The organism is Pseudomonas sp. UBA3149 (genome assembly GCF_002364655.1).
GTDB lineage: Bacteria > Pseudomonadota > Gammaproteobacteria > Pseudomonadales > Pseudomonadaceae > Chryseomonas > Chryseomonas luteola.
Map to the genome: position 1 here is coordinate 263,803 of NZ_DEYV01000006.1, position 19,489 is coordinate 283,291.

The 19,489-nt window shown below is 58.1% G+C and carries 20 protein-coding genes; 7 read left to right on the forward strand and 13 right to left on the reverse strand.

Annotated elements, in window-relative coordinates; translation table 11 throughout:
* Positions 1-42 precede the first annotated feature (42 nt).
* The gene (locus B3729_RS04895; protein ID WP_010796478.1) at positions 43-252 is read left to right on the forward strand and encodes a cold-shock protein; all 210 of its coding nucleotides are present in this window, start codon (positions 43-45) and stop codon (positions 250-252) included.
* A 184-nt stretch (positions 253-436) separates the two neighbouring features.
* Positions 437-1,117 (forward strand): class I SAM-dependent methyltransferase, encoded by a 681-nt coding sequence (locus B3729_RS04900; protein ID WP_286787272.1) that lies wholly within the window; start codon positions 437-439, stop codon positions 1,115-1,117.
* Positions 1,118-1,123: 6 nt separating this feature from the next.
* On the opposite strand, the gene B3729_RS04905 is transcribed toward B3729_RS04900, so the two are convergent.
* From B3729_RS04905 to B3729_RS04920, 4 genes are all read right to left on the reverse strand, one after another.
* Positions 1,124-1,348: a hypothetical protein gene (locus tag B3729_RS04905; RefSeq protein ID WP_286787273.1), complete on the reverse strand. Its 225-nt coding sequence runs from the start codon at positions 1,346-1,348 to the stop codon at positions 1,124-1,126.
* A gap of 64 nt (positions 1,349-1,412) precedes the next feature.
* Complete coding sequence (gene shiA, locus B3729_RS04910; RefSeq protein WP_286787274.1) at positions 1,413-2,717, reverse strand: shikimate transporter; 1,305 nt, start codon at positions 2,715-2,717, stop codon at positions 1,413-1,415.
* Positions 2,718-3,073: 356 nt separating this feature from the next.
* Positions 3,074-3,265 carry a hypothetical protein gene (locus B3729_RS04915; protein ID WP_010796474.1) on the reverse strand — a complete coding sequence of 64 codons (192 nt, stop codon included), beginning with the start codon at positions 3,263-3,265 and terminating at the stop codon, positions 3,074-3,076.
* 214 nt (positions 3,266-3,479) lie between these two features.
* Positions 3,480-4,082, reverse strand: a complete 603-nt coding sequence (locus B3729_RS04920) for a nitroreductase family protein (protein ID WP_286787275.1) — start codon at positions 4,080-4,082, stop codon at positions 3,480-3,482.
* A 305-nt stretch (positions 4,083-4,387) separates the two neighbouring features.
* On the opposite strand from B3729_RS04920, the gene B3729_RS04925 reads away from it, so the two are divergent.
* Positions 4,388-5,791, forward strand: a complete 1,404-nt coding sequence (locus B3729_RS04925) for a sugar porter family MFS transporter (protein ID WP_074821710.1) — start codon at positions 4,388-4,390, stop codon at positions 5,789-5,791.
* A 45-nt stretch (positions 5,792-5,836) separates the two neighbouring features.
* On the opposite strand, the gene B3729_RS04930 is transcribed toward B3729_RS04925, so the two are convergent.
* The 4 genes from B3729_RS04930 to B3729_RS04945 all read right to left on the reverse strand — a co-directional run bounded on the left by B3729_RS04930 (position 5,837) and on the right by B3729_RS04945 (position 11,532).
* On the reverse strand, positions 5,837-7,039 hold the full coding sequence (locus B3729_RS04930; RefSeq protein WP_286787276.1) for an MFS transporter: 1,203 nt from the start codon (positions 7,037-7,039) through the stop codon (positions 5,837-5,839).
* A gap of 303 nt (positions 7,040-7,342) precedes the next feature.
* Complete coding sequence (locus tag B3729_RS04935) at positions 7,343-8,389, reverse strand: asparaginase (protein ID WP_286787277.1); 1,047 nt, start codon at positions 8,387-8,389, stop codon at positions 7,343-7,345.
* A gap of 192 nt (positions 8,390-8,581) precedes the next feature.
* Complete coding sequence (locus B3729_RS04940) at positions 8,582-10,381, reverse strand: thiamine pyrophosphate-requiring protein (protein WP_286787278.1); 1,800 nt, start codon at positions 10,379-10,381, stop codon at positions 8,582-8,584.
* A 152-nt stretch (positions 10,382-10,533) separates the two neighbouring features.
* Positions 10,534-11,532, reverse strand: coding sequence for an SDR family oxidoreductase (locus B3729_RS04945; protein WP_010796467.1), 999 nt, complete (start codon positions 11,530-11,532; stop codon positions 10,534-10,536).
* Between the two features lie 162 nt (positions 11,533-11,694).
* Between B3729_RS04945 and B3729_RS04950 the strand changes: the two genes are divergently transcribed.
* Positions 11,695-12,282 carry a 3-keto-disaccharide hydrolase gene (locus B3729_RS04950; protein ID WP_125888090.1) on the forward strand — a complete coding sequence of 196 codons (588 nt, stop codon included), beginning with the start codon at positions 11,695-11,697 and terminating at the stop codon, positions 12,280-12,282.
* Here B3729_RS04950 and B3729_RS04955 read toward each other — a convergent pair whose 3' ends face one another.
* The 3 genes from B3729_RS04955 to B3729_RS04965 all read right to left on the reverse strand — a co-directional run bounded on the left by B3729_RS04955 (position 12,283) and on the right by B3729_RS04965 (position 15,908).
* Positions 12,283-12,807: a cupin domain-containing protein gene (locus tag B3729_RS04955; RefSeq protein WP_286787361.1), complete on the reverse strand. Its 525-nt coding sequence runs from the start codon at positions 12,805-12,807 to the stop codon at positions 12,283-12,285.
* A gap of 129 nt (positions 12,808-12,936) precedes the next feature.
* Positions 12,937-13,665, reverse strand: a complete 729-nt coding sequence (locus tag B3729_RS04960) for an alpha/beta fold hydrolase (RefSeq protein ID WP_286787279.1) — start codon at positions 13,663-13,665, stop codon at positions 12,937-12,939.
* 305 nt (positions 13,666-13,970) lie between these two features.
* Positions 13,971-15,908 carry a RecQ family ATP-dependent DNA helicase gene (locus B3729_RS04965; RefSeq protein WP_286787362.1) on the reverse strand — a complete coding sequence of 646 codons (1,938 nt, stop codon included), beginning with the start codon at positions 15,906-15,908 and terminating at the stop codon, positions 13,971-13,973.
* Positions 15,909-16,286: 378 nt separating this feature from the next.
* Here B3729_RS04965 and xpt point away from each other — a divergent pair, with 378 nt between their 5' ends.
* The 3 genes from xpt (at position 16,287) to B3729_RS04980 (ending at position 18,630) form a co-directional block, all read left to right on the forward strand.
* Complete coding sequence (xpt, locus tag B3729_RS04970) at positions 16,287-16,859, forward strand: xanthine phosphoribosyltransferase (RefSeq protein WP_010796462.1); 573 nt, start codon at positions 16,287-16,289, stop codon at positions 16,857-16,859.
* Positions 16,860-17,062: 203 nt separating this feature from the next.
* Positions 17,063-18,076, forward strand: a complete 1,014-nt coding sequence (locus tag B3729_RS04975; RefSeq protein ID WP_074821168.1) for an SDR family oxidoreductase — start codon at positions 17,063-17,065, stop codon at positions 18,074-18,076.
* A gap of 155 nt (positions 18,077-18,231) precedes the next feature.
* A complete protein-coding gene (locus tag B3729_RS04980) occupies positions 18,232-18,630 on the forward strand; it encodes a YkgJ family cysteine cluster protein (protein ID WP_010796460.1) in 399 nt (132 codons plus the stop codon).
* Between the two features lie 108 nt (positions 18,631-18,738).
* Here B3729_RS04980 and rpmG read toward each other — a convergent pair whose 3' ends face one another.
* Positions 18,739-18,894, reverse strand: coding sequence for a 50S ribosomal protein L33 (gene rpmG / locus B3729_RS04985; RefSeq protein ID WP_010796459.1), 156 nt, complete (start codon positions 18,892-18,894; stop codon positions 18,739-18,741).
* An 11-nt stretch (positions 18,895-18,905) separates the two neighbouring features.
* Positions 18,906-19,142 carry a 50S ribosomal protein L28 gene (gene rpmB / locus B3729_RS04990; RefSeq protein ID WP_010796458.1) on the reverse strand — a complete coding sequence of 79 codons (237 nt, stop codon included), beginning with the start codon at positions 19,140-19,142 and terminating at the stop codon, positions 18,906-18,908.
* Between the last annotated feature and the right edge of the window lie 347 nt (positions 19,143-19,489).

Below are 19,489 nucleotides of genomic sequence, written 5' to 3' on the forward strand. Positions count from 1 at the left end.
CGGTTCAGCGCCGCAGTCTTACTTTTACCTTGGAGATACATCATGTCTACTCGCCAAACGGGTACCGTCAAGTGGTTCAACGATGAGAAAGGTTTCGGCTTCATCACGCCTGAGAGCGGTCCTGACCTGTTCGTTCATTACCGTTCGATCGAAAGCGCCGGCTTCAAGAGCCTGAGCGAAGGTCAGCGCGTTTCTTTCGTGGCCGTCAAGGGCCAGAAAGGCATGCAGGCTGATCAGGTTCAAGTCGTCTAAGACGCCTGATCCAAAAAGCCCCGCCTAGCGGGGCTTTTTTATTGCCTGCGTTTTTTAAAGTCGGCTGTTCGCCGCTATCGCCTCAATGGCAAGCCCTTCGTCCTGTACTGCTGCTCTTTCAGAGTGGTGCCTGTTCGATCAAGCCCTGTCTTGACGCCAACATCATCCAACCTAATGGATCAGCATGTCCGGTTATCGAGTCAAATATCAAACCGTCACCGTTGGTGATGTGGATTTTCACATCCAATCCCTAAAAGACCATCAGCAATACTATGACCCCAACGGCGAAGCGGAGCTGCTGGGCATCTCGCCCGAAAGCTGGCCGCTGTTTGGTCAGGTCTGGCCTTCAAGCTATGTACTGGCCACAGCCATGCAGACCATTGATCTCAAGGGCAAACGTATCCTGGAGTTGGGGGCGGGTCTCGCCTTGGCCAGCCTCGTAGTGCATAGCCGAGGCGGCAACATGACGGTGAGTGACTACCACCCATTGATCCCGACTTTTCTGAACGAGAATCTGCGGCTCAACAACCTGGGACCGATCAAATACCAGGCGGCAGATTGGGGCAGAACCGACCTGGACCTGGGCCAGTTTGATCTCATCATCGGCAGTGACCTGATCTACGAGCGCGACCAGCCTGCCATCCTGGCCGACTTCATTGACCGACATTCGGCGGATGAAGTGGACATCATCATTGTCGACCCAGACCGCCGCCAGCGCTCCAGCTTCTGTCGTGAGATGGAGGAGCTGGAATACTCGTATCGGAGTACGCGAGCAGACTGTGTACTGAGTACCGGCGAAGCCTATAAAGGATCATTCCTGCATTTTCATCGGGACGAGGCCACACTGGGCCTCGCCGTCGGTTAAGTCTCTCTACAGCGGGCCGGGGTCCGGAATCGGGCCAGGAATCTTGGCTGGCTCTTCCAGGTTCTCGCGCGCTTCTTCAGGCAGGTCTTCCGGGCGGGTCTCAGGATCGAGTTCGCTTTCCAGCTCGCTATCGGCTTCGTCGAGGTCGTTCAAAGGCGCCTGATCAGCACAAAAGAGGCCTATAACGGCCGGATAAGGCGCGAACGCTGAAAGGTTCGGGTACGTCAGCATCGGAATATCCTCATGGCTGGGCTCTTTTGTTTAGTCCAGCCACCCGAGGATAGGTTGCAACCGCTTACCGATGGCGCATCCGTGCCGCTACGAGTAAGGACACGAGGCAGCCGCCAGCCAGATACGCCGCGACCAGATGCCAGGACCCGTTGTTGGCACTGACCAGCGAGGCGGCAATGAACGGTGTAAAGCCGCCGCCCACCACGCTGGCAACCTGATAACCGACACCGGCCCCGCTGTAGCGATACTCGGTGCCAAAGGCTTCCGTGAACAGCGGCTGTTGCACGCTGACGATCATGTCATGGGCCATGTTGGCAAGCATGACGGCAAAGAACACGATCCAGCCAATCGAGCGCGCTTCCAGGGCCAGGAAGAAGGGCACAGCCGAGAGCACACCAATCGTGGCGCCGATCAGGTAGATACGGCGTAACCCATAGCGGTCCGCCAGCCAGGCGAAGCAGGGAATGGTTACGCAGCTGATGGCACCCACCAGCAGGCCGATATTCAGGAACAGCTCGCGGGAAAGGCCCAGGTTGGCAGTCGAATAACTGAGCGCAAAGGTCGTCACGATGTACATGGTAAACAATTCAGCCATACGCAGCGCGATGATTAGGAGAAACGCGCGTGGATGGCGACGTAGCGCCTCCACGATGGGTAGCTTGACGGCCTTGTGAGCCTGTTTGACCTCACGCACGAACTCGCGGGATTCTTCCATGTTGGAGCGCACCCATAATGCAATCAGCACAAGCACGATGCTAAACAGGAACGGAAGGCGCCAGCCCCAGCTGTGAAAGGCCTCGTCGCTCAAAAAACGATCAAGTAGCGATACGCTGCCCGTGGCCAGGATCAACCCTACGCCAAAGCCTACCTGCACGCCGCTACTGTAGAAGGCACGCCGGAGCGGCGGTGCACTCTCCACGGCCATCAGGGCCGCGCCGCCCCACTCGCCGCCTACGGCAAACCCCTGGATTGCACGCAAAATAACCAACAGCACAGGTGCCCACCAGCCAACGCTCGCATAAGTCGGTAACAGGCCAATCAGGGCGGTCGAAATGCCCATGAGCATGACCGTCAGCACCAGCATGCGTTTGCGGCCAAGTTTGTCGCCGTAGTGACCGAATATAAAACCACCCAGGGGACGGAACAGAAAGCCCACGCCAAAGGTGGCGAAGGCAGCCAATGTCCCCATGGCCGGGCTTACGTTGGGAAAGAATTCCTTGTTGAAAATCAGCGCCGCCACGATGCCGTAGAGCAGAAAGTCGTACCAGTCCACAACCGCCCCGACAAAACTGCCAAGGGCGGCCTTGCGGGCCTGTGAATCGGAGCGCCCCGGGGGCGATGCGTCGGTTGCATGGGTCATTGCGGTCATGGCTTGGGTACTGATAACAGGAGGCGAGCCGTCAGAAGTGGCTCAAAAATCCGCCCGTCGGCATGCTCATACTGCAGGTACAGGAAGGAAAGCAGACGGGAAGGTGTGAAACAGGCGCAGGGGTGGCCGATTACTCGTACGTCATACAGGACGGAGCAAACAGGCAAGGCGCAGAGAGATACATGGGGACGTCCTTATAGTTTTAATGGGCTATACGAAGAGAAGGCTTCGCACCGGAGGACGGGATAGTGTGTTGCGAGGGGTTATGAGGTCAACTGTGGGGTCACGTACAGCTCATGAAGAACGTGACCGTTAGTCGATTGACACCCGTGGCAGGACGCCAGAGCAGCGGCAAATCATTCGTCCATTAACTTCTTGCGATCTTCTACCGGCAGGCTGCGAGTCTCGGGATCGAGATCCTCCAGCTCGCCATCGGCTTCGTCCAGGTCATTAAGAGGAGCCTGATCCGCGCACCAGAGCTCATTGGCCGCAAGCAGGGTGCTGTAGTTGGCCAGGCGGCAGGTGTGTGCAGGAATACCGGTAATCATCTTGAGTCCCTCCCAGGAAATACCGATGAATGCTGTTTTAGCTTAGTCCGGTAATCGCAGCGGGAGGTTGCAACCGATCATCGGTTGGTGTGGCGAGGGATGTCTTGTTGGAAAAGCGGATGGCTATCCGACTTTCATACACAGGATGGTTGAACGCAGCGGCTCTCATCACAGGCGCCTGCTCTCGAAGACCAGGCGCCTGACAAAGGACAGCTTAGAAGCGGTCGCGAATGACCACTTCGTCGTAGGGCAGCTTGCCAGTGCGCGCATGCGCCGGCTCGGCGGCCTTGCCGACGGAAATCATCAGGCTGACGACATGGTCGCCCGGCAGATTGATCAGCTGGCCAACGGCCTCGAAATCAAAGCCGACCATGGGGCAGCTGTCATAGCCCATGCCCTTGGCAGCGAGCATCAGCGTCTGGGCCACCAGGCCGGTGCTGCGCATGGCTTCGTCACGCTGGGTCTGTGGTTTGTCACGGTAGTACGCGTCGATGGCCGGCACCATGAAATCCTGCACGGCCTGGGGAGCCTCGCTCCAGATACGGGCGGCATTCTTTTCCCAGCTGGCAACATCGGCACACACGATGACGAGCAACGAGGAATCGGTGATCTGGGCCTGATCCCAACCTACCGCACGAATCTGCTGACGCAGCGCCGGATCTGTCACTGCCACCAGACGCACATGCTGCAGGTTGAACGACGTCGGCGCCAGCAGGGCATGGCTCAGCAGTTGGCGCTGCTCGTCATCGCTCATCTGGTGAGAAGCATCGTAATGACGGATAGCGCGACGTGCATTGATGGTTTCAAGGATATTCATACTGCGTTCCTTTAAATAAAAGTCAGGCCAGCACAAGCGTTTGGAGCCGCAACGGCCGTTTAGAAATCGTGGCGCAGAACGTAAAGGATAGCCGCGTATTTATCCAATCAAGCGTACTGATTCATTCCATCGATATCGCCAATACCGCTTCGCTAGCTATTTTTGCTGAAACGATTGCGCAAAAAGGTGATCGAATCCCGTTTGATGACAATTTGTTTCTGAACCCTGTGGCGTCAGAGCAGTCTTTTAGCGGTTCGCCTGCTCTGGCAGGCGCGTCTGGATACAATAAAAGCAGGCAGCATCACATGGAATCTCCCACGCTCACCCTCTCGGCCCCTGCCGCTCCGGCGCGTAAAGGCCTCGTCCTTCTCATCGCAATCATTGCCGCCCTGGGTGGCCTTCTCTTCGGTTACGACACTGGGATTATTGGCGTCGCCCTGCTCGGCCTTGGCCGTGAGTTCGCGCTGAATGACACCCTCAAGCAGCTCGTCACGGGCGCCATCATCTTTGGTGCGCTGTTTGGCTGCCTGGGCACCGGCCCAATCTCCGATCGACTCGGCCGACGCCGAACCATCATCCTGGTGGGCATAGTATTCGCGCTCGGGTCGATTCTATCGGCCGTCTCGCCCAACGTGACGCTGCTGATCCTGTCGCGCTTTCTGCTTGGCCTGAGTGCCGGCAGCTCGACGCAGATCATTCCGGTCTACATTGCCGAAGTGGCCCCGCCACAGCATCGCGGAAAGCTGGTGGTATTGTTCCAGTTCATGGTGGTCAGCGGCATTACCGTCGCCTATTTCACCGGCTTTGCGCTGGACGAGCACTGGCGCTGGATGTTTGCACTGGGCGTGGTTCCGGCCGTGATCCTGCTCGCCGGTATGTCGGTACTGCCTGAAAGTCCACGCTGGCTCCTGTCCCGCGGACGCGAGCAGGACGCACTGGCGGTCCTGGAGCGCGTCCGTGGTGATGAGGCGGCTGCCCGCCGGGAGCTGACCGAAATCAAGACCGTGAGCGATGCACCGGAAGGCACCTGGCGGGACCTGCTCCAGCCCTGGGTTCGCCCTGCGTTGCTCGTGGGCGCCTGCATCTCCATGTTTTCGCAGATCACCGGCAATAACGCCCTCGTCTACTACGCACCGACCATTTTGACCCAGGCAGGCTTTTCCGATAAGACGGCGGTTCTGGCCACTGGCTGCAGCACCATCCTGGTGGTGATCATGACCGTGATCGGCAGCCTCCTGGTGGATCGCATCGGCCGCCGTCGCTACCTGCTGATTCTGATCCCCGGCTCGATCATTGCGCTGGCCATCATGGGCTACCTGTTCCAGGGTGCAGGCCCCACCACTGACGTGCAGCGCTGGCTGGTCGTGGGTTGTCTGGCGGCCTACCTGATGTTCAACTGCGGCGGCTTCGGTGTGTGCATCTGGCTGATCAACTCGGAAGTTTACCCGCTGTTCGTGCGCGGCAAGGGCGCCAGTGTTGGGGCCTTCAGCCACTGGTTCTTCGATCTGGTCGTCACGCTGACTACGCTGAGCCTAGTAACGTGGCTGGGCGCTGCCCATACGTTCTGGGTTTATGCCGGAATCTCGTTGCTGGCTCTGGTCTTCATCTGGCGCTTCGTGCCTGAAACCCGTGGCAAGAGCCTGGAGAAGATCGAACACGAGTTGCGTGAGCACCGCTTCTACCCCTATCAGCAGCGCCACGACCACTGACGCTGCATGGCATGGCCCAACCGCATGAGGTTGGGCCATTTCTCCCTACGCCCTGCCTGCCCTGCGCTGACGGGACTGCACGACCCACATGATCACCATCGCCAGTAGCGGCACCAGCGTCACCACGGCAGCAAAGAATTCCCCTGTCTGCCGTAGCCCGAATGCCTCCGCCGATACCCCTACGCCAATCACCGGCACCGACATCGCCACGTAATAGGTCACAAAGAGCGTTGAGGTTACAGCTGCCTTGTGTTCACGTGGGCTGGCACCTGTCACGGCGTTCATACCGGCTCGAAACACGATGCCCTGGCCCGCTCCTGCGATTACCGTTCCCAAGAGCAGAAACCCGACCTGTGCAGTGGCAATGCTGACACCAATAGTGGCCGTGCCCAGTGATAGGGCAATGCAGCCAATCGTCATGTGTAAGTGTGCGGGCAGCTTTTTCAGCAATGCCTGCTCGATGATGGATGAGACAAACAGCAGGCAGATAACCGCGCCAATGGTAACGCCATGGGTATGACCCATGACTTGTCCCATAATGGCCGGCACAACGGCCGTAAACAGCCCCGCCACGCTAAAACCCGCCATCCCCGAGAGGGCAGCCGGGATAAACAGGGCTCGCACCTCCCGCGGCAGATGAGGCTTTTGTATTCGTAGCCTCGGCTTAGCCGGGCGCTGGACCGTCTCGTGTGCCAGCAGCACACCCACTGCTGCAACCACCAATAAGATCAGGTACAGGCTGAACACCAGATGCATCGGATAGGGCAGATACGTCGATAGGAGGCCTGCCACCAGAGGGCCCAACCCCAACCCGAGCATGTTGGAAGCCGTAGCCACCAGGGTCGAGACATTGCGCCACGGCTCAGGCGCCAGCTCCAACACCGCCACGGTGGCCGTACCGGTATAAATCCCGGCGGAAAAACCGGAGAACAACCGTGCCAGCATTAATCCGCCAATGCTGTGGCTGAAAAGAAACATCACCGTACTGATGGCCGACAACGCGATACCGGCCAACAGCATCGGTCGCCGTCCCAGCTGATCAGACCAGCTTCCCGCCACCAGCAGCGCCGCAATCACGCCTGCCGCATAAATGGAAAAGATCAACGTCACCCATGTTTCACCAAAGCCCATCTCCCGTTGATAAAACACATACAGCGGCGTGGGCAGTGTGGTACCCATCATCGTGATCAGAAAGGCACAGGCCACCCAAATAAAGGCGCGACGGGGATGTGAAGCACTCGCAGGCATGCTTGCTCCTAGGCGTATTGATCATTATTTGAACAGCCCGACCGGAGGTGGTCGGGAAAGCGGTAGACCGAACGCGATGGCGAAGCGTTCGGTATGAAGGACAGCCCGGAGAGGGTTTAGCCTGGCGGAATGCCTAGCTCGACGGGTGTCTTATGAGAATGAAATGATGGGTATGGCTCTGCTCAACCCATCCTACGAAGCGGTTTGTGACGAGGCCGGTAAGTGGCACATCCAGAGGATAGGCGAAGCGATACCCCTCCCACATATGCCAACCTGACTAGCCACATCGGCCACAACCGCGTCCTATTCCGCCGCGCTGAAATACCGCTCGATAGTGGCCATGTCCGCTCCGGTTGCGAGGGCCAGCGACAGGAGAATGCGTGACTTCTGAGGATTGAAAAAGCCGCTGCCAATGCCCTCTTCCTTCCTGCTGACGAACCCAGAGCCGGTACGGGTGGAGCGGATCACGGGAATGCCCTGCTCCATGAGCCGTTTGACTGTCTCCTTGGTGCGCGTGGGGATGGAGCCGTTACCCGTACAGGCGATCACAATGCCTTTTGCACCATCCTTGATCGCTGCATCGATTAGTGCACTGTCTTGGTCCTGGTAGCTGTAGAGAATTACGACCTTGGGCAGGCTTTCTTCCTTGGAGATATCGAAATGCCTCTTGCCGGTCGGTGTGGCAGGAGAATAGTAGAACCGGGGCGTAATGCCGACAAAACTGCCCAGGTAGCCCTGCTCGACCGCTCGGAAGGTGTCGGGCGTGGTGGAGTTGGTCTTGGTGGTATAGAAGGCCGAGCCGATGCGGTCGTTCAGAACGACCAGGGTGCCACGTCCGTTGGCCTTGTCATTGGCTGCCAGACTGACCGCCTCGAGCAGGTTCATGGGCCCGTCGGCCCCTACAGCTGTGGCAGGGCGCATCGCTCCCACCACTACCACAGGCTTTTCGCTTTTGACGGTCAGGTCGAGGAAGAAAGCCGTTTCTTCCAGCGTATCGGTACCATGGGTTACGACCACGCCATGTACTGCCGGGTCTTCCAGTTTTTGGCTGATCGTTTTTGACAGCTTCATCAGTGTCTTCTGGTCCATGTCCTGGCTGGGCATGTTGGCGAGTTGCTCGCCTGTCACCGTAGCCACCTGATTCAGCTCCGGCACAGCCTTGATCAGGGTTTCGATACCCAGCTTACCGGCGTCGTAGTCAGTGGTATCGGTGCTGGAGGCCGAGCTGCCAGCAATGGTGCCGCCAGTGGCGTAGATGACGACGCCGGACTTGGCGTCTGCGGCAAACAGGGAGGCTGTAGAGAGCGCAAGGGCGACGCTCAGGAACGCAGGGGTAAAACGAACAGGCATGCAATGTCCTTACTGTGAACCGGGAAAACGTGGCTGTGACCACGTATTTCCTTACGCAAGGACTGTGCCCTGCTGATCAAGCGATGGGTATCGCCCTGCTCTATCCATCTTGCCAAGGGAGAGTACATTGATAGATCGGGGCGCTGCATTCGCTACACGCCCCGGTCTATTGGCAGCGCCGAAACGGCGGTCCTACTTGTCTTTGTTCTTGCGTCCGGGCAGCACTGAATTAAGTACCTGCTTGGCCGTTTCCTTGATGATGCCGCCTTCATTCGGGTCGCCATGCAGAAGCGATGAGGCAAAGCTCTTGGCCTGCTCGATAGTGAAATGCGGTGGCAGCGGTGGTACATCCGGATCGGTCTTGAAGGTGATAACGACTGGACGCTCGGAGGCGAGTGCCTCTTCCCAGGCGGAAGCTACCCGGTCGGCGCTGTCGACATAGATACCCTTGAGACCGATGGACTCGGCGAACTGGTGATAGGGCACATCCGGAATGTTCTGCGAGGCTTCGAACTTGGGATCGCCGTTCATGACCCGCTGCTCCCAGGTCACCTGGTTCAGGTCTTCGTTATTGAAGACGGCGCAGATCCATTTGCCGTTGCCCCACTCGCGCCAGTATTTCGCTACCGTGATCAGCTCGGCCATGTTGTTCATCTGCATCGCACCGTCACCCACCAGGGCCACCACCGGGCGGTCTGGGTGGGCAAACTTGGCGGCGATGGCGTATGGCACTGCCGCGCCCATGGAGGCAAGGCCACCGGATAACGAGCACATCATGCCGCGGCGCATCTGGACGTCACGGGCAAACCAGTTGGCGCAGGAGCCCGAGTCACTCGTCACGATGGCGCGATCCGGCAGGCGCGGCGACAGCTCGTAGGCCACCCGCTGTGGATTGATCGGTTTGGCATCCGTGAGTGCACGGGCCTTGAGCGTCTCGTCCGAGTCCTTGCGCCAGTTTTCGATAGAGGTACGCCAGGAGCGATCCGTTTTCTCGTGCAGCAGCGGTAATAGCGCACGCAGGGTCTCGGCTGAATCGCCCTCAAGGTTCACTTCCATGGGATAGCGCAGGCTGAGCATGTCGGCCTTTAGGTCGATTTGCACGCCGCGAGCCTTGCCCTCTTCAGGGAGGAACTCAGAATAAGGAAAGCCGGAACCGATCATTAGAAGCGTGTCGCATTCACTCATCAGCTTGTAGCTCGCCTCGGTGCCGAGCAGGCCAATGGAGCCTGTCACCCAGGGCAGTGCATCAGGAAGCGCAGCCTTACCTAACAGCGCCTTGGCTACGCCGGCACCCAGTTTTTCGGCTACTGCGATTACCTCATCTGTTGCACCCAGCGCGCCGGCGCCCACCAGGATGGCAACCTTCTCGCCCGCATTGAGGACGTCGGCGGCTCGTTGCAGATCCGCCTCGTAGGGTACGACCTTGGGCTTGCTGTAGCCCACACCGGAGTGGATGGTGCCGTGCTTGTGGGGCGGATCGGAGTACTCAAGCTCCTGAATGTCATTGGGCAGGATGATGGCCGTGACACGCCGCTCACCTACCGCCGTACGAATCGCACGGTCCACCAAATGACGGACCTGAGAGGGCACCGAAGCCTGTTGGACAAACGCGCCAGCCACGTCCTTGAACATGGACACCAGATCCAGTTCCTGTTGATAGTGGCCACCCAGGGCTGCTCGGGCCTGCTGACCACAGATAGCCAGCACCGGTACGTGGTCCATGCGGGCATCGTAAAGGCCGGTCAGCAAATGCGAGGCGCCAGGGCCGGAAGTGGAGATACAAACGCCCAACTCGCCGGTAAACTTTGCATCGGCCGCTGCCATGAAGGCGGCCATTTCCTCATGGCGGGCCTGAATGAATTTGATTTTCTCGTTCGAACGGTTCAAAGCGCCAAAGACGCCATTGATCCCGTCACCCGGGTAGCCATAGATGCGGCGTACGCCCCACTGGTACAAGCGTTCGACTATGAAATCACCGACGGTCATCGCCATGAGAACCTCCCTAGATCGGCTGTAAGCGGAATGGGTGCTTACTGACCTAGACAGGCTCACTCGGCGAGAAGTCCTCAGTATCTGAAAATAGATGGCCGACTCGTCCGTGAGCCTCTGCGTCTGCAGGAGACTTATGCCTCCCGCACAGACATTTAGAAGGGCTTCAGGCGACGCAGCTTGGCCAACGCCATTAGTCCGGCACCCGCAGCCACAAGGGCCACCATGCTGACGATATCCGAATCCACCGAAACGGCCTTGTTGCTGGCCTTTTGATTGAAGCGCCCGTGGGTGCGGTGCAACCCTTCGACCGGCTCGAACAGGTAATCCGCCCGCTCGGGGTTTTCCGGCTCGTTGGTCATCTGCCCGCTGTAGGCCTGTTTAGCCATGACCGTATCCAGAAGCCCTGGCGCCACCATATTGCCCAGGATGGCCTGGATCGTGGTCTTGCCCAGCCAGATCTCGCGAGGCGCACGCATGGCGGCATCAAAGATGGCCCGTGCTGCGACTTCCGGCTGATAGATGGGAGGCAGTGGCTGGCCGCGCTTGCCCAACTTGTTGCGGGCCCAGTCGAATTGCGGCGTGTTGAGGGCTGGCAGGTGAACCATGGTAAGCCGGACACGACTCTTGTCATGGATCAGCTCACTGCGCAGGGAATCAGTAAATCCACGAATGGCCGCCTTGGCACCGCAATAGGCCGATTGCAGTGGAATCGACCGGTACGCCACCGCCGAGCCGACCTGCACGATAGTGCCACGGTCCCGCACCTTCATGCGCTTGAGGGCAGCCATGGTGCCGTACGTGCAGCCCAGGTAGGTCACATCTGTCACGCGGCGGTATTCCTCCGGCGTCATCGAGCCAAAAGCCCCAAGAACTGTGGTCATGGCCGCATTGACCCAGACGTTGATCGGTCCGAGTTCTGTTTCCACACGCTCCGCGGCCTGCTCGACCTGGGCGGCATCAGCCACATCAGCCTTGCAGCCCAACGCCTTGGCACCCAAGGCCTCCAGCTCGGCAACCGTCTCGGTCAGCCCCTGCTCGCCCCGGGCGATGACTGCGACCTTGTAACCCGCTTGAGCAAAATAGTGAGCGGTTGCGCGACCGATACCGGCCGTGCCGCCCGTGATGACGACTACAGGTGATTCATGCGCCATGTTGATGCCCCGACATTGTTGGAGGTGTCTTCAACGGACTGCCCTGTCAGGAAGCCAGTTCACTCCGCTGCGATGACGCCCATCGGGTTTACGGCTATGAACCGAGCAGACGGGATGCCAGTCTTATGGTCAGGCGTATCGCTTTACAGGAGGCGCAACACCATGATCGAGGTACTCGATGCCCATCAGTGGCGGGCTTATCAAGGTGAAGACTTCCCGCTTGGCAGCTGGAAAGACGACAACGGAATCCTGCGTGCCGATCCTGCTGCCGCGCGAGTCGATCTGATCTCACGGCAATCGTATCGAAACTTTTCCCTGACGTTTGAATTCAGCCTGGCGGCGGGTGGAAATGCCGGGGTGCTGTACCGGGTTGCCGAATCCTGGCCCGAATCCTGGCAGGGCGGCCCAGAGATGCAGCTCTTGGACAATGCCAGCCACCCGGACGGGCAGAATCCGCTTACCACCCATGGCGCGCTTTATCAGCTATTGGCACCTACCGAGCCCACTCCGATTCAGCCCGGTGAATTCATGAGCGGCCAACTCATCGTTCGCGAAAACCACGTTGAACACTGGCTCGCTGGACGATGTGTATTACGCTACGACCTGTACGATACTGCCCTGCGTGAGGCCATCAGCCAGAGTAAGTTCAAACACAATCCTGATTTTGGTCTCACAGAGGGACATATCATCCTTCAGCACCATGGCGATGAAGTGTGTTTTCGTTGCCTGCAAGTCGAAGCCTTGCTCTGATCACTGCTGTAGACGCCATGCCTTAAGCAGTACGCCGTCCTTGCCTGTGACCGGATCGGCCTCTGGCATGGGCACGTGAGCAATACGAGTAACCGAGGCATCATGAGTGGCGGCATTGGCACGCTGGATATCATAGTCCTCCTGCCCGCGCGGATAGGCCCCAACGACCACGAAGTCATCGCTTTCCTCGATGCGGCAGTGCCCGGTTCCGGCGGGCAACACCAGCACATCCCCTGCCTCCACCGTCAGTTCCTGGCCGGACTCGCCTCCCAGAATGATCCGCGCGTGTCCGGATGCCACACCTAGCACCTCGTGAGCAGTCGAGTGGTAATGGTGATAGTCGAAGATGCCGGCCCGCCATTGCGGTGGCCAGTCGTTCGCAGCGAACAGCTTTTCGAAGGCGGCGGCGTTGTCCTTACCCTCAAGCGGTACGGCACGATAGACCAGCACTGGAAACGTGCTGTTGGGAATACGTCCATCATCCTTGAAGAACAACCGATCCGGCTCGCCCGCCTGGGCGGGCATACTCAGCGCCGACACCGCGGGCGCAAGACTCAAGGCAAACAGCACCGCATTGTAGGTAGAGCGTGTGGAACCCATAGCTATTCCCCCGATAGGTATAACAGATTCGAAGGGCTATCCGGGTGGGAAGTTTCACAGGCCGTGCAGCCAGCTCCTCAGCAGCTCGGTAGTTCGCTCCGGCCACTCCAACGGCGGCAGATGACCACATTCGGGCAGTATCTCCAGGCATGAGCCCGGGATGCCGGCGTGCATCTTCTGCGCCTCAGCCACAGGCGTGAGCTTGTCGTTTTCACCCACGACAATCAGCGTCGGCACAGTAATGGATGCCAGGGTCGGAATCGAATCCGGACGATCGATAATAGCCTGCTGCTGGCGCAGAAACGCATCGCGCCCTACCCGCTTGCCCATAGCGATCACCTCATCGGCAACCGGCGTACCGATCCGGCTTGGATGGATCAGGTTTGGCAACAACTGAGGGCTGATTCCCAAGAAGCGTCCACGCTCGGCCAGGGCCTTCATGCCGACCCGCTGGCGGGTACGCTCAGGGGCATCGAGGCTGGCCATGGTATCGACAAGCGCCAGCCGCATAACCCGCTCCGGCGCCTGGCGCATGATCTCGAGCGCCACGTATCCCCCCATGGACAACCCCGCCAGCGCAAACCGGGCCGGTGCCTCGGCCAGAACCCGCCTCGCCATGCCCTGAATGCTTCCATCACGGGTCAGGTTGGCAATGTGCGTATCGGCCACGTCGGCCAGCGCTTCGGCTTGCAAACGCCACAAGGCGGCATCGCACAGAAGTCCGGGAAGAAACAACAGCGGGACGCGGGCCTCAGGTCTGGAGGAGGCAGCAGAAGTGATCATCAGAGGGTTTTTCAGCAGCAAAAGCTGCGTTCTATACGGCCTTCGTCAGCGATGCAAGTACTGACCCCTTATGGCGGCGCAAAACAGGATGGATCACACCTGCATCAAGCTGCCCTGCACCACAGAGTGATGCCCACAGACCGCCGGACCGCGTAAGCCGTTGATTCAGGCACACCCTATCGACTCTCACCCGCTGGAGGAGCGCGACTAGCCTGGCAAGGGGCCCTCAAGCCTCATGACAGGGCAGCCGTGGCACAGTTGCGTCTGTTATGGGCGGACGCAGTGATCTCATCACGGGCACGTCATCATTTGACGTTAAAGCCGGCCTGGGCCAGCCAAGCTCTTACCTCCGCATAGGGATAAGCCTCCAGCGCAGCAAAACCAGGCAAGCTTCTGGCTTTGAGTCGAGTGAAGGCGGGTGTGTTGAGGCCACATAGAAACCGTGTCATGGACTCAACACTGGGTACGCCTCCCCGGGAGGCCATATAGTACTCCCGAAAGGCGCCACATAGCGTTTCAGGGTTTTGCCTATCCAAAGGCGGCAAGGCTGCCGGGGCTGGAAGGACTGCCACCGTGCCGCGGCAGACGGAACAATGCCCGCATTGCTCAGGCGCCTGCGTATCACCAAACCACTCAGCCAGACGGTAGCTCAGGCAACGGTCACTGGCGAATAGATCAAGCATGGCGTGGGTTCGCGCAACCTCGGCCTGCTCTTTTTCCTGGAAGTACCGATGCAACGTAGCGCCTAGTATCTCGACGTCGATTGCAGCCTGTAAGCGACGATACACCTCGGTCATCTGCTTACTTTCCAGCTCAATCCAGCCTTGCTCGTGAAGCCACTCCAGCGCAGTGATTACCCGGCTACGTTCAGCGCGATACTCACGGTGCAACTGATCAAAATTGACCGTGCACCAGGTACGCGCCCGAACAGAGGTTTCGACAATAGCCTCAACAAATTGCCGACGCTCACCTTCAAATCGTTCAATCAAGGCTTCTGGTTCACGAAGGTATTTGAAACGATAATCAGCGAAATAACTGTATTGCGGTGCAATCAGGCCCTGAAGCTCCAGTTGCACGAGCAAAGTCTTGAGCGGCAACAGGCGAATGTCACTTTGATCGGACAGGCTGTTGAGCTGCAACACCCATTCGCCTTTCGGCGCCGCCTGCAGGTCCTCAAGAACGCTGCGGATACCACTCAGCTCCGGTGTGTCACCATAAACAAAATTTTCCAGCACATTCAAGGCATCGCGGTTAGCCAGTACAAGGCACTCGGAGCGCTCACCGTCACGTCCGGCGCGACCGATTTCCTGGCTATAGCTCTCGATTGATTTGGGCAGGTCGTAATGCACTACGTAACGGATATCGCGCTTGTCGATTCCCATGCCAAAGGCAATGGTGGCCACAATGCAGGTCAGTGTGCCGGCCATGAACTGCTGCTGAATGCTGTCGCGCCGTTCATGAGTCAGGCCAGCGTGGTAAGCCCCGGCACGAATCCCGGCACGTACCAACTCATCCGCCAGCTGCTCGGCTGTTTTCTGCTGCGTGACATAAACAATGCCGGACTGACTGGTCCGTGGCGCAATCCAATCCAGCAAATAACGTCGTTTGTCCTCCCCGCTGACAGGTTCGACCTGCAAGTCCAGATTGGAGCGATAGAAGCCGGTCGTCACCACATCGTCATGAGCGATTCCAAAGCGGGCCTGCATGTCTGCAATAACCCGAGGCGTTGCCGTCGCAGTTAGCAGCAAGACCTGAGGGATCCTGAAATCACGCTGATAATCAGGGAGCTTAAGGTAGTCAGGACGAAAATTATGGCCCCACTCGGATAGGCAGTGGGCTTCGTCGATTACCAGCAAGGAAATAGGTACCTGGGCGATAAACTGGCGAAAGCGTTCATTCTTAAGCCGCTCTACCGAGATCATCAGAATCTTCAATTCACCGGAGCGGGCTCTGGCCATAGTGGCTTGGATATCTTCACGGCGCTGTGCCGAATCGATACTGGCAGCAGCGATCCCGCGGGCCTTCAGAAACGCAAGTTGGTCCTGCATCAGGGCCAGCAGAGGCGAAATGACCAGAGTGAGGTGTGGCAGAAGCAAGGCGGGCAATTGATAGCACAGCGACTTACCCGAGCCGGTTGGAAAGATAGCAGCAGCCGAACGGCCAGCCATGACGGTACGAACTACCTGACCCTGACCAGGGCGAAAAGAGGTATAGCCGAACACATCGGCCAGAGTTTGCTCGATCACAGCGCTTCCAGGAAATGGGTGTAATCGCTAAAGAGTGAGCAAGCCGGTGCTGTCATGCAAGAAGTCTTTAGGCCATCGAAGCGGTACGCGCCTTTTCGATAAAGTGGTTGTATCACGCTGGCGTTCAACATGGGCGGTGTGCTGTAAACAATCCATGCACAGAGTCAATTCAGAGGTGATCTGCAGGCGTAATAACGCCAAAAAACGATGAGATGAAACAAAATTACTGCTGTTTTTTATTAGTGGTATGTCGATACGTCTTAATATCCGGCAAAATTGTCTTTTCCCCTTAAACGATTTCGATCAGCAGCGCCTCTTACCAAGGCGTTGACAGTATCTTTTTACCGTCTCTGATCGCCTTTGAAGGACACCTGTGTGGACACCCTTAAAAGCAAGATCCAGGCTGAAGGCCAAGTTCTTTCCGACCAAGTACTGAAAGTCGATGCCTTTCTAAACCATCAGATCGATCCGAGCCTGATGGGTGAAATTGGCGACGAGTTTGCCCGCCGGTTCGCCGATGCAGGCGTGACCAAGATCGTTACGATCGAGGCCTCCGGCATCGCGCCCGCCATCATGACTGGTCTGAAGATGGGTGTGCCGGTGATTTTCGCTCGCAAGCATCAGTCCCTGACGCTTACCGACAACCTGCTGACCTCCACGGTCTACTCGTTCACCAAGCGTGTCGAGAGCACCATCGCGATCTCCATGACGCATCTGTCCAGCGACGACCACGTCCTGATCATTGATGATTTCCTGGCTAACGGTAAGGCGGCCCAGGCACTGATCTCCATCATCCAGCAGGCTGGCGCCAGCATCGCCGGACTGGGCATCGTGATCGAGAAGTCCTTCCAGGTCGGCCGTCAGGAGCTTGAGAAACAAGGGTATCGTGTCGAGTCCCTGGCTCGGGTGAAATCGCTGGAAGGCGGACAGGTCACGTTCGTCGAGTAGTTCTGGCCTCGATAGCGACGCGCGAAGCCGTTAGCACGAAAACAGCCGTCTTTTGCCATAAACGGTTGTGATCCTTCACGATTGATCGACAGTCGGTTCCCGGCACAAGGAACCTCACTGAATGCCTGACCTTCTACTGATGTGAATGCCCGACACAGCCAGCGGCTGTGCTCGGTTTCTTTTCCTCACAGAAAGGAGGACACATGAACGTCAGGCTTAAACCGCTCAACGAGCAAGTGATCGTTATTACCGGTGCCTCCAGTGGTATCGGTCTTGCGACGGCCCGAATGGCTGCGCAGCAGGGTGCCCGTCTGGTTCTGACGGCACGCAATGAAGAAGCGCTGCAGGAAATCGAGCGCAGCCTTGGAGGCGGCGATACGGTAGTGACGGTTGTTGCCGATGTTGGCCAGCGTGACGAGCTGCAGAAGGTGGCCGACAAGGCACTGGAGCGCTTTGGTGGCTTCGATACGTGGATCAACAACGCGGCGACCTCCGTCTGGGGCACGGTTGAGGAGGTCAGCGACGAGGACTGCCGCCAACTGTTCGAGACCAATTTCTGGGGTACCGTGTATGGCTCAAAAATCGCGGCGGCCCACCTGCGTGAGCGTGGCGGTTCGATCATTAACATCGGTAGCCTCGAGTCCGCTGCACCGCTTCCCTACCACTCCATGTACAGCGCCAGCAAACACGCTATCAAGGCGATGACGGATGTATTGCGGGTCGAACTGCGCAAGGAGAAGGCACCTGTATCGGTGACGCTGGTCCGTCCAGCCTCCATCGACACGCTGTTCAACGACCACGCCAAGAACTACCTGTCCAGTGCGCCTGTGCTTCCCCCGCCCATCTATACCCCGGAAACCGTCGCCAGAGCCATCCTGAAGGCAGCCGTTCACCCGCAACGCGATGTGTTTGTCGGCAGCCCCGCCAAGACCATGACCAAGATCGCTCAAAACTTCCCGCAGCTGTATGACCTCATCAGCGAGAAGCTCCTGGCTAATGTCATTCCCAGCGGACGCCCCGACAATAACCGTGAGGGCGAGATGTATTCGGCCGATTACACCCCAGGCAATTACGGTCAGGCCAGCGGCCGCAATCCCGGTCCCAAGATGCAGCACAGCCTATACACCCAGGCCTCCCAGCATCCAATTGCCAGCACAGCCCTGGCTGTTCTGGGCGGTCTCGTCATTGGTGCGCTGGTAAAAGGACGCCGACACTGACGCTGCCTACCCTGCCGGCCGCTTAGCACCCGCGCAGGCAGGGCTTGCACCGCGCGATAAAAGCGACGGATCGCCGTATGTGATCGATCAATCGGCGAGCAAACGCTCGTCAGGCCCGGTATGATCCGCGCCCCGCTTCTCCTGCTGATTGATCCATGAAAAAACCGCAACTGGTCGCCGCGGCCGAACTCGACCGTCTTGATACCTGGGCCAAATACTACAAAGGGCTGTGCCGTGATTGCATGGCTACCTGCTGCACGCTTCCCGTAGAGGTCCGCATCAAGGACCTGATCCGGATTGGTGTAGTGGATGAGTTCGAAGCGGGCGAGCCGCCCAAGAATGTCGCCAAGCGCCTCATGAAGGAAGGCATTGTCGAACGCTTCAACCAGAAAAGCGGCATCTTTACCCTGACCCGCCTGGCCAATAACGACTGCCTCTATCTGGATCGCAAGAGCCGCCTGTGCACCATCTACGACAAGCGCCCCGATACGTGCCGCAACCACCCGCAGATTGGGCCGCGTCCGGGCTATTGCGCCTACAAGCCCAAGGGCTAAGGCTTCAGCACACCATTTTTCGATATCAGAAAGCAAAAAACCCAGCGGTTAGGCTGGGTTTTTTGTGTGCCGTGATTCCGCCGAAGCGGTCACGAAAGACAGGATCAATTACTTGATCTTGGCTTCCTTGTACATCACGTGCTTACGCACAACCGGATCGAACTTTTTGATTTCGATCTTTTCGGGCTTGGTGCGCTTGTTCTTGTCGGTGGTGTAGAAGTGACCGGTACCGGCACTGGACACCAAACGGATCAATTCACGCATGATGAAGCTCCTTAGAATTTTTCGCCGCGAGTGCGCAGCTCGGACAGTACGGTATCAATACCGCGCTTGTCGATGATACGCATGCCCTTGGCAGAAACGCGCAGACGCACGAAACGCTTCTCGGACTCAACCCAGAAACGATGGTAGTGCAGATTCGGCAGGAAACGACGACGGGTTTTGTTGTTAGCGTGGGAAACATTGTTCCCAGTAACCGGACCCTTACCGGTCACTTGACAGACTCTAGACATGCCTCAGCCCTCATAAACCACATGCCAAACCCGGCATGGGTTGGCCGCTTGAATCGTTTGAAAATTCCGTTTAGTCGGGGCGGTGTCGGCTTTTCTGCAACACTCACAGAGCCATGCCCCGAAAAAAGAGCGCTGTTTTATACCAGAAGAGCCTTGATACATCAAGGACATAACCTATTGGGCCGACCAGGTGAGACCCGCATGGATACTGCGCTGCAGAGGGGCTTCCCAAAACAATTCGACCATTCGTCGTGAAATTGAATTGAGATGAACGGTGCAGTGGTCTAGCGTAGACCCTTGGCACCATGAGCTCCATGGACGGCCACCTACCTATTCAGAAGGAGCAC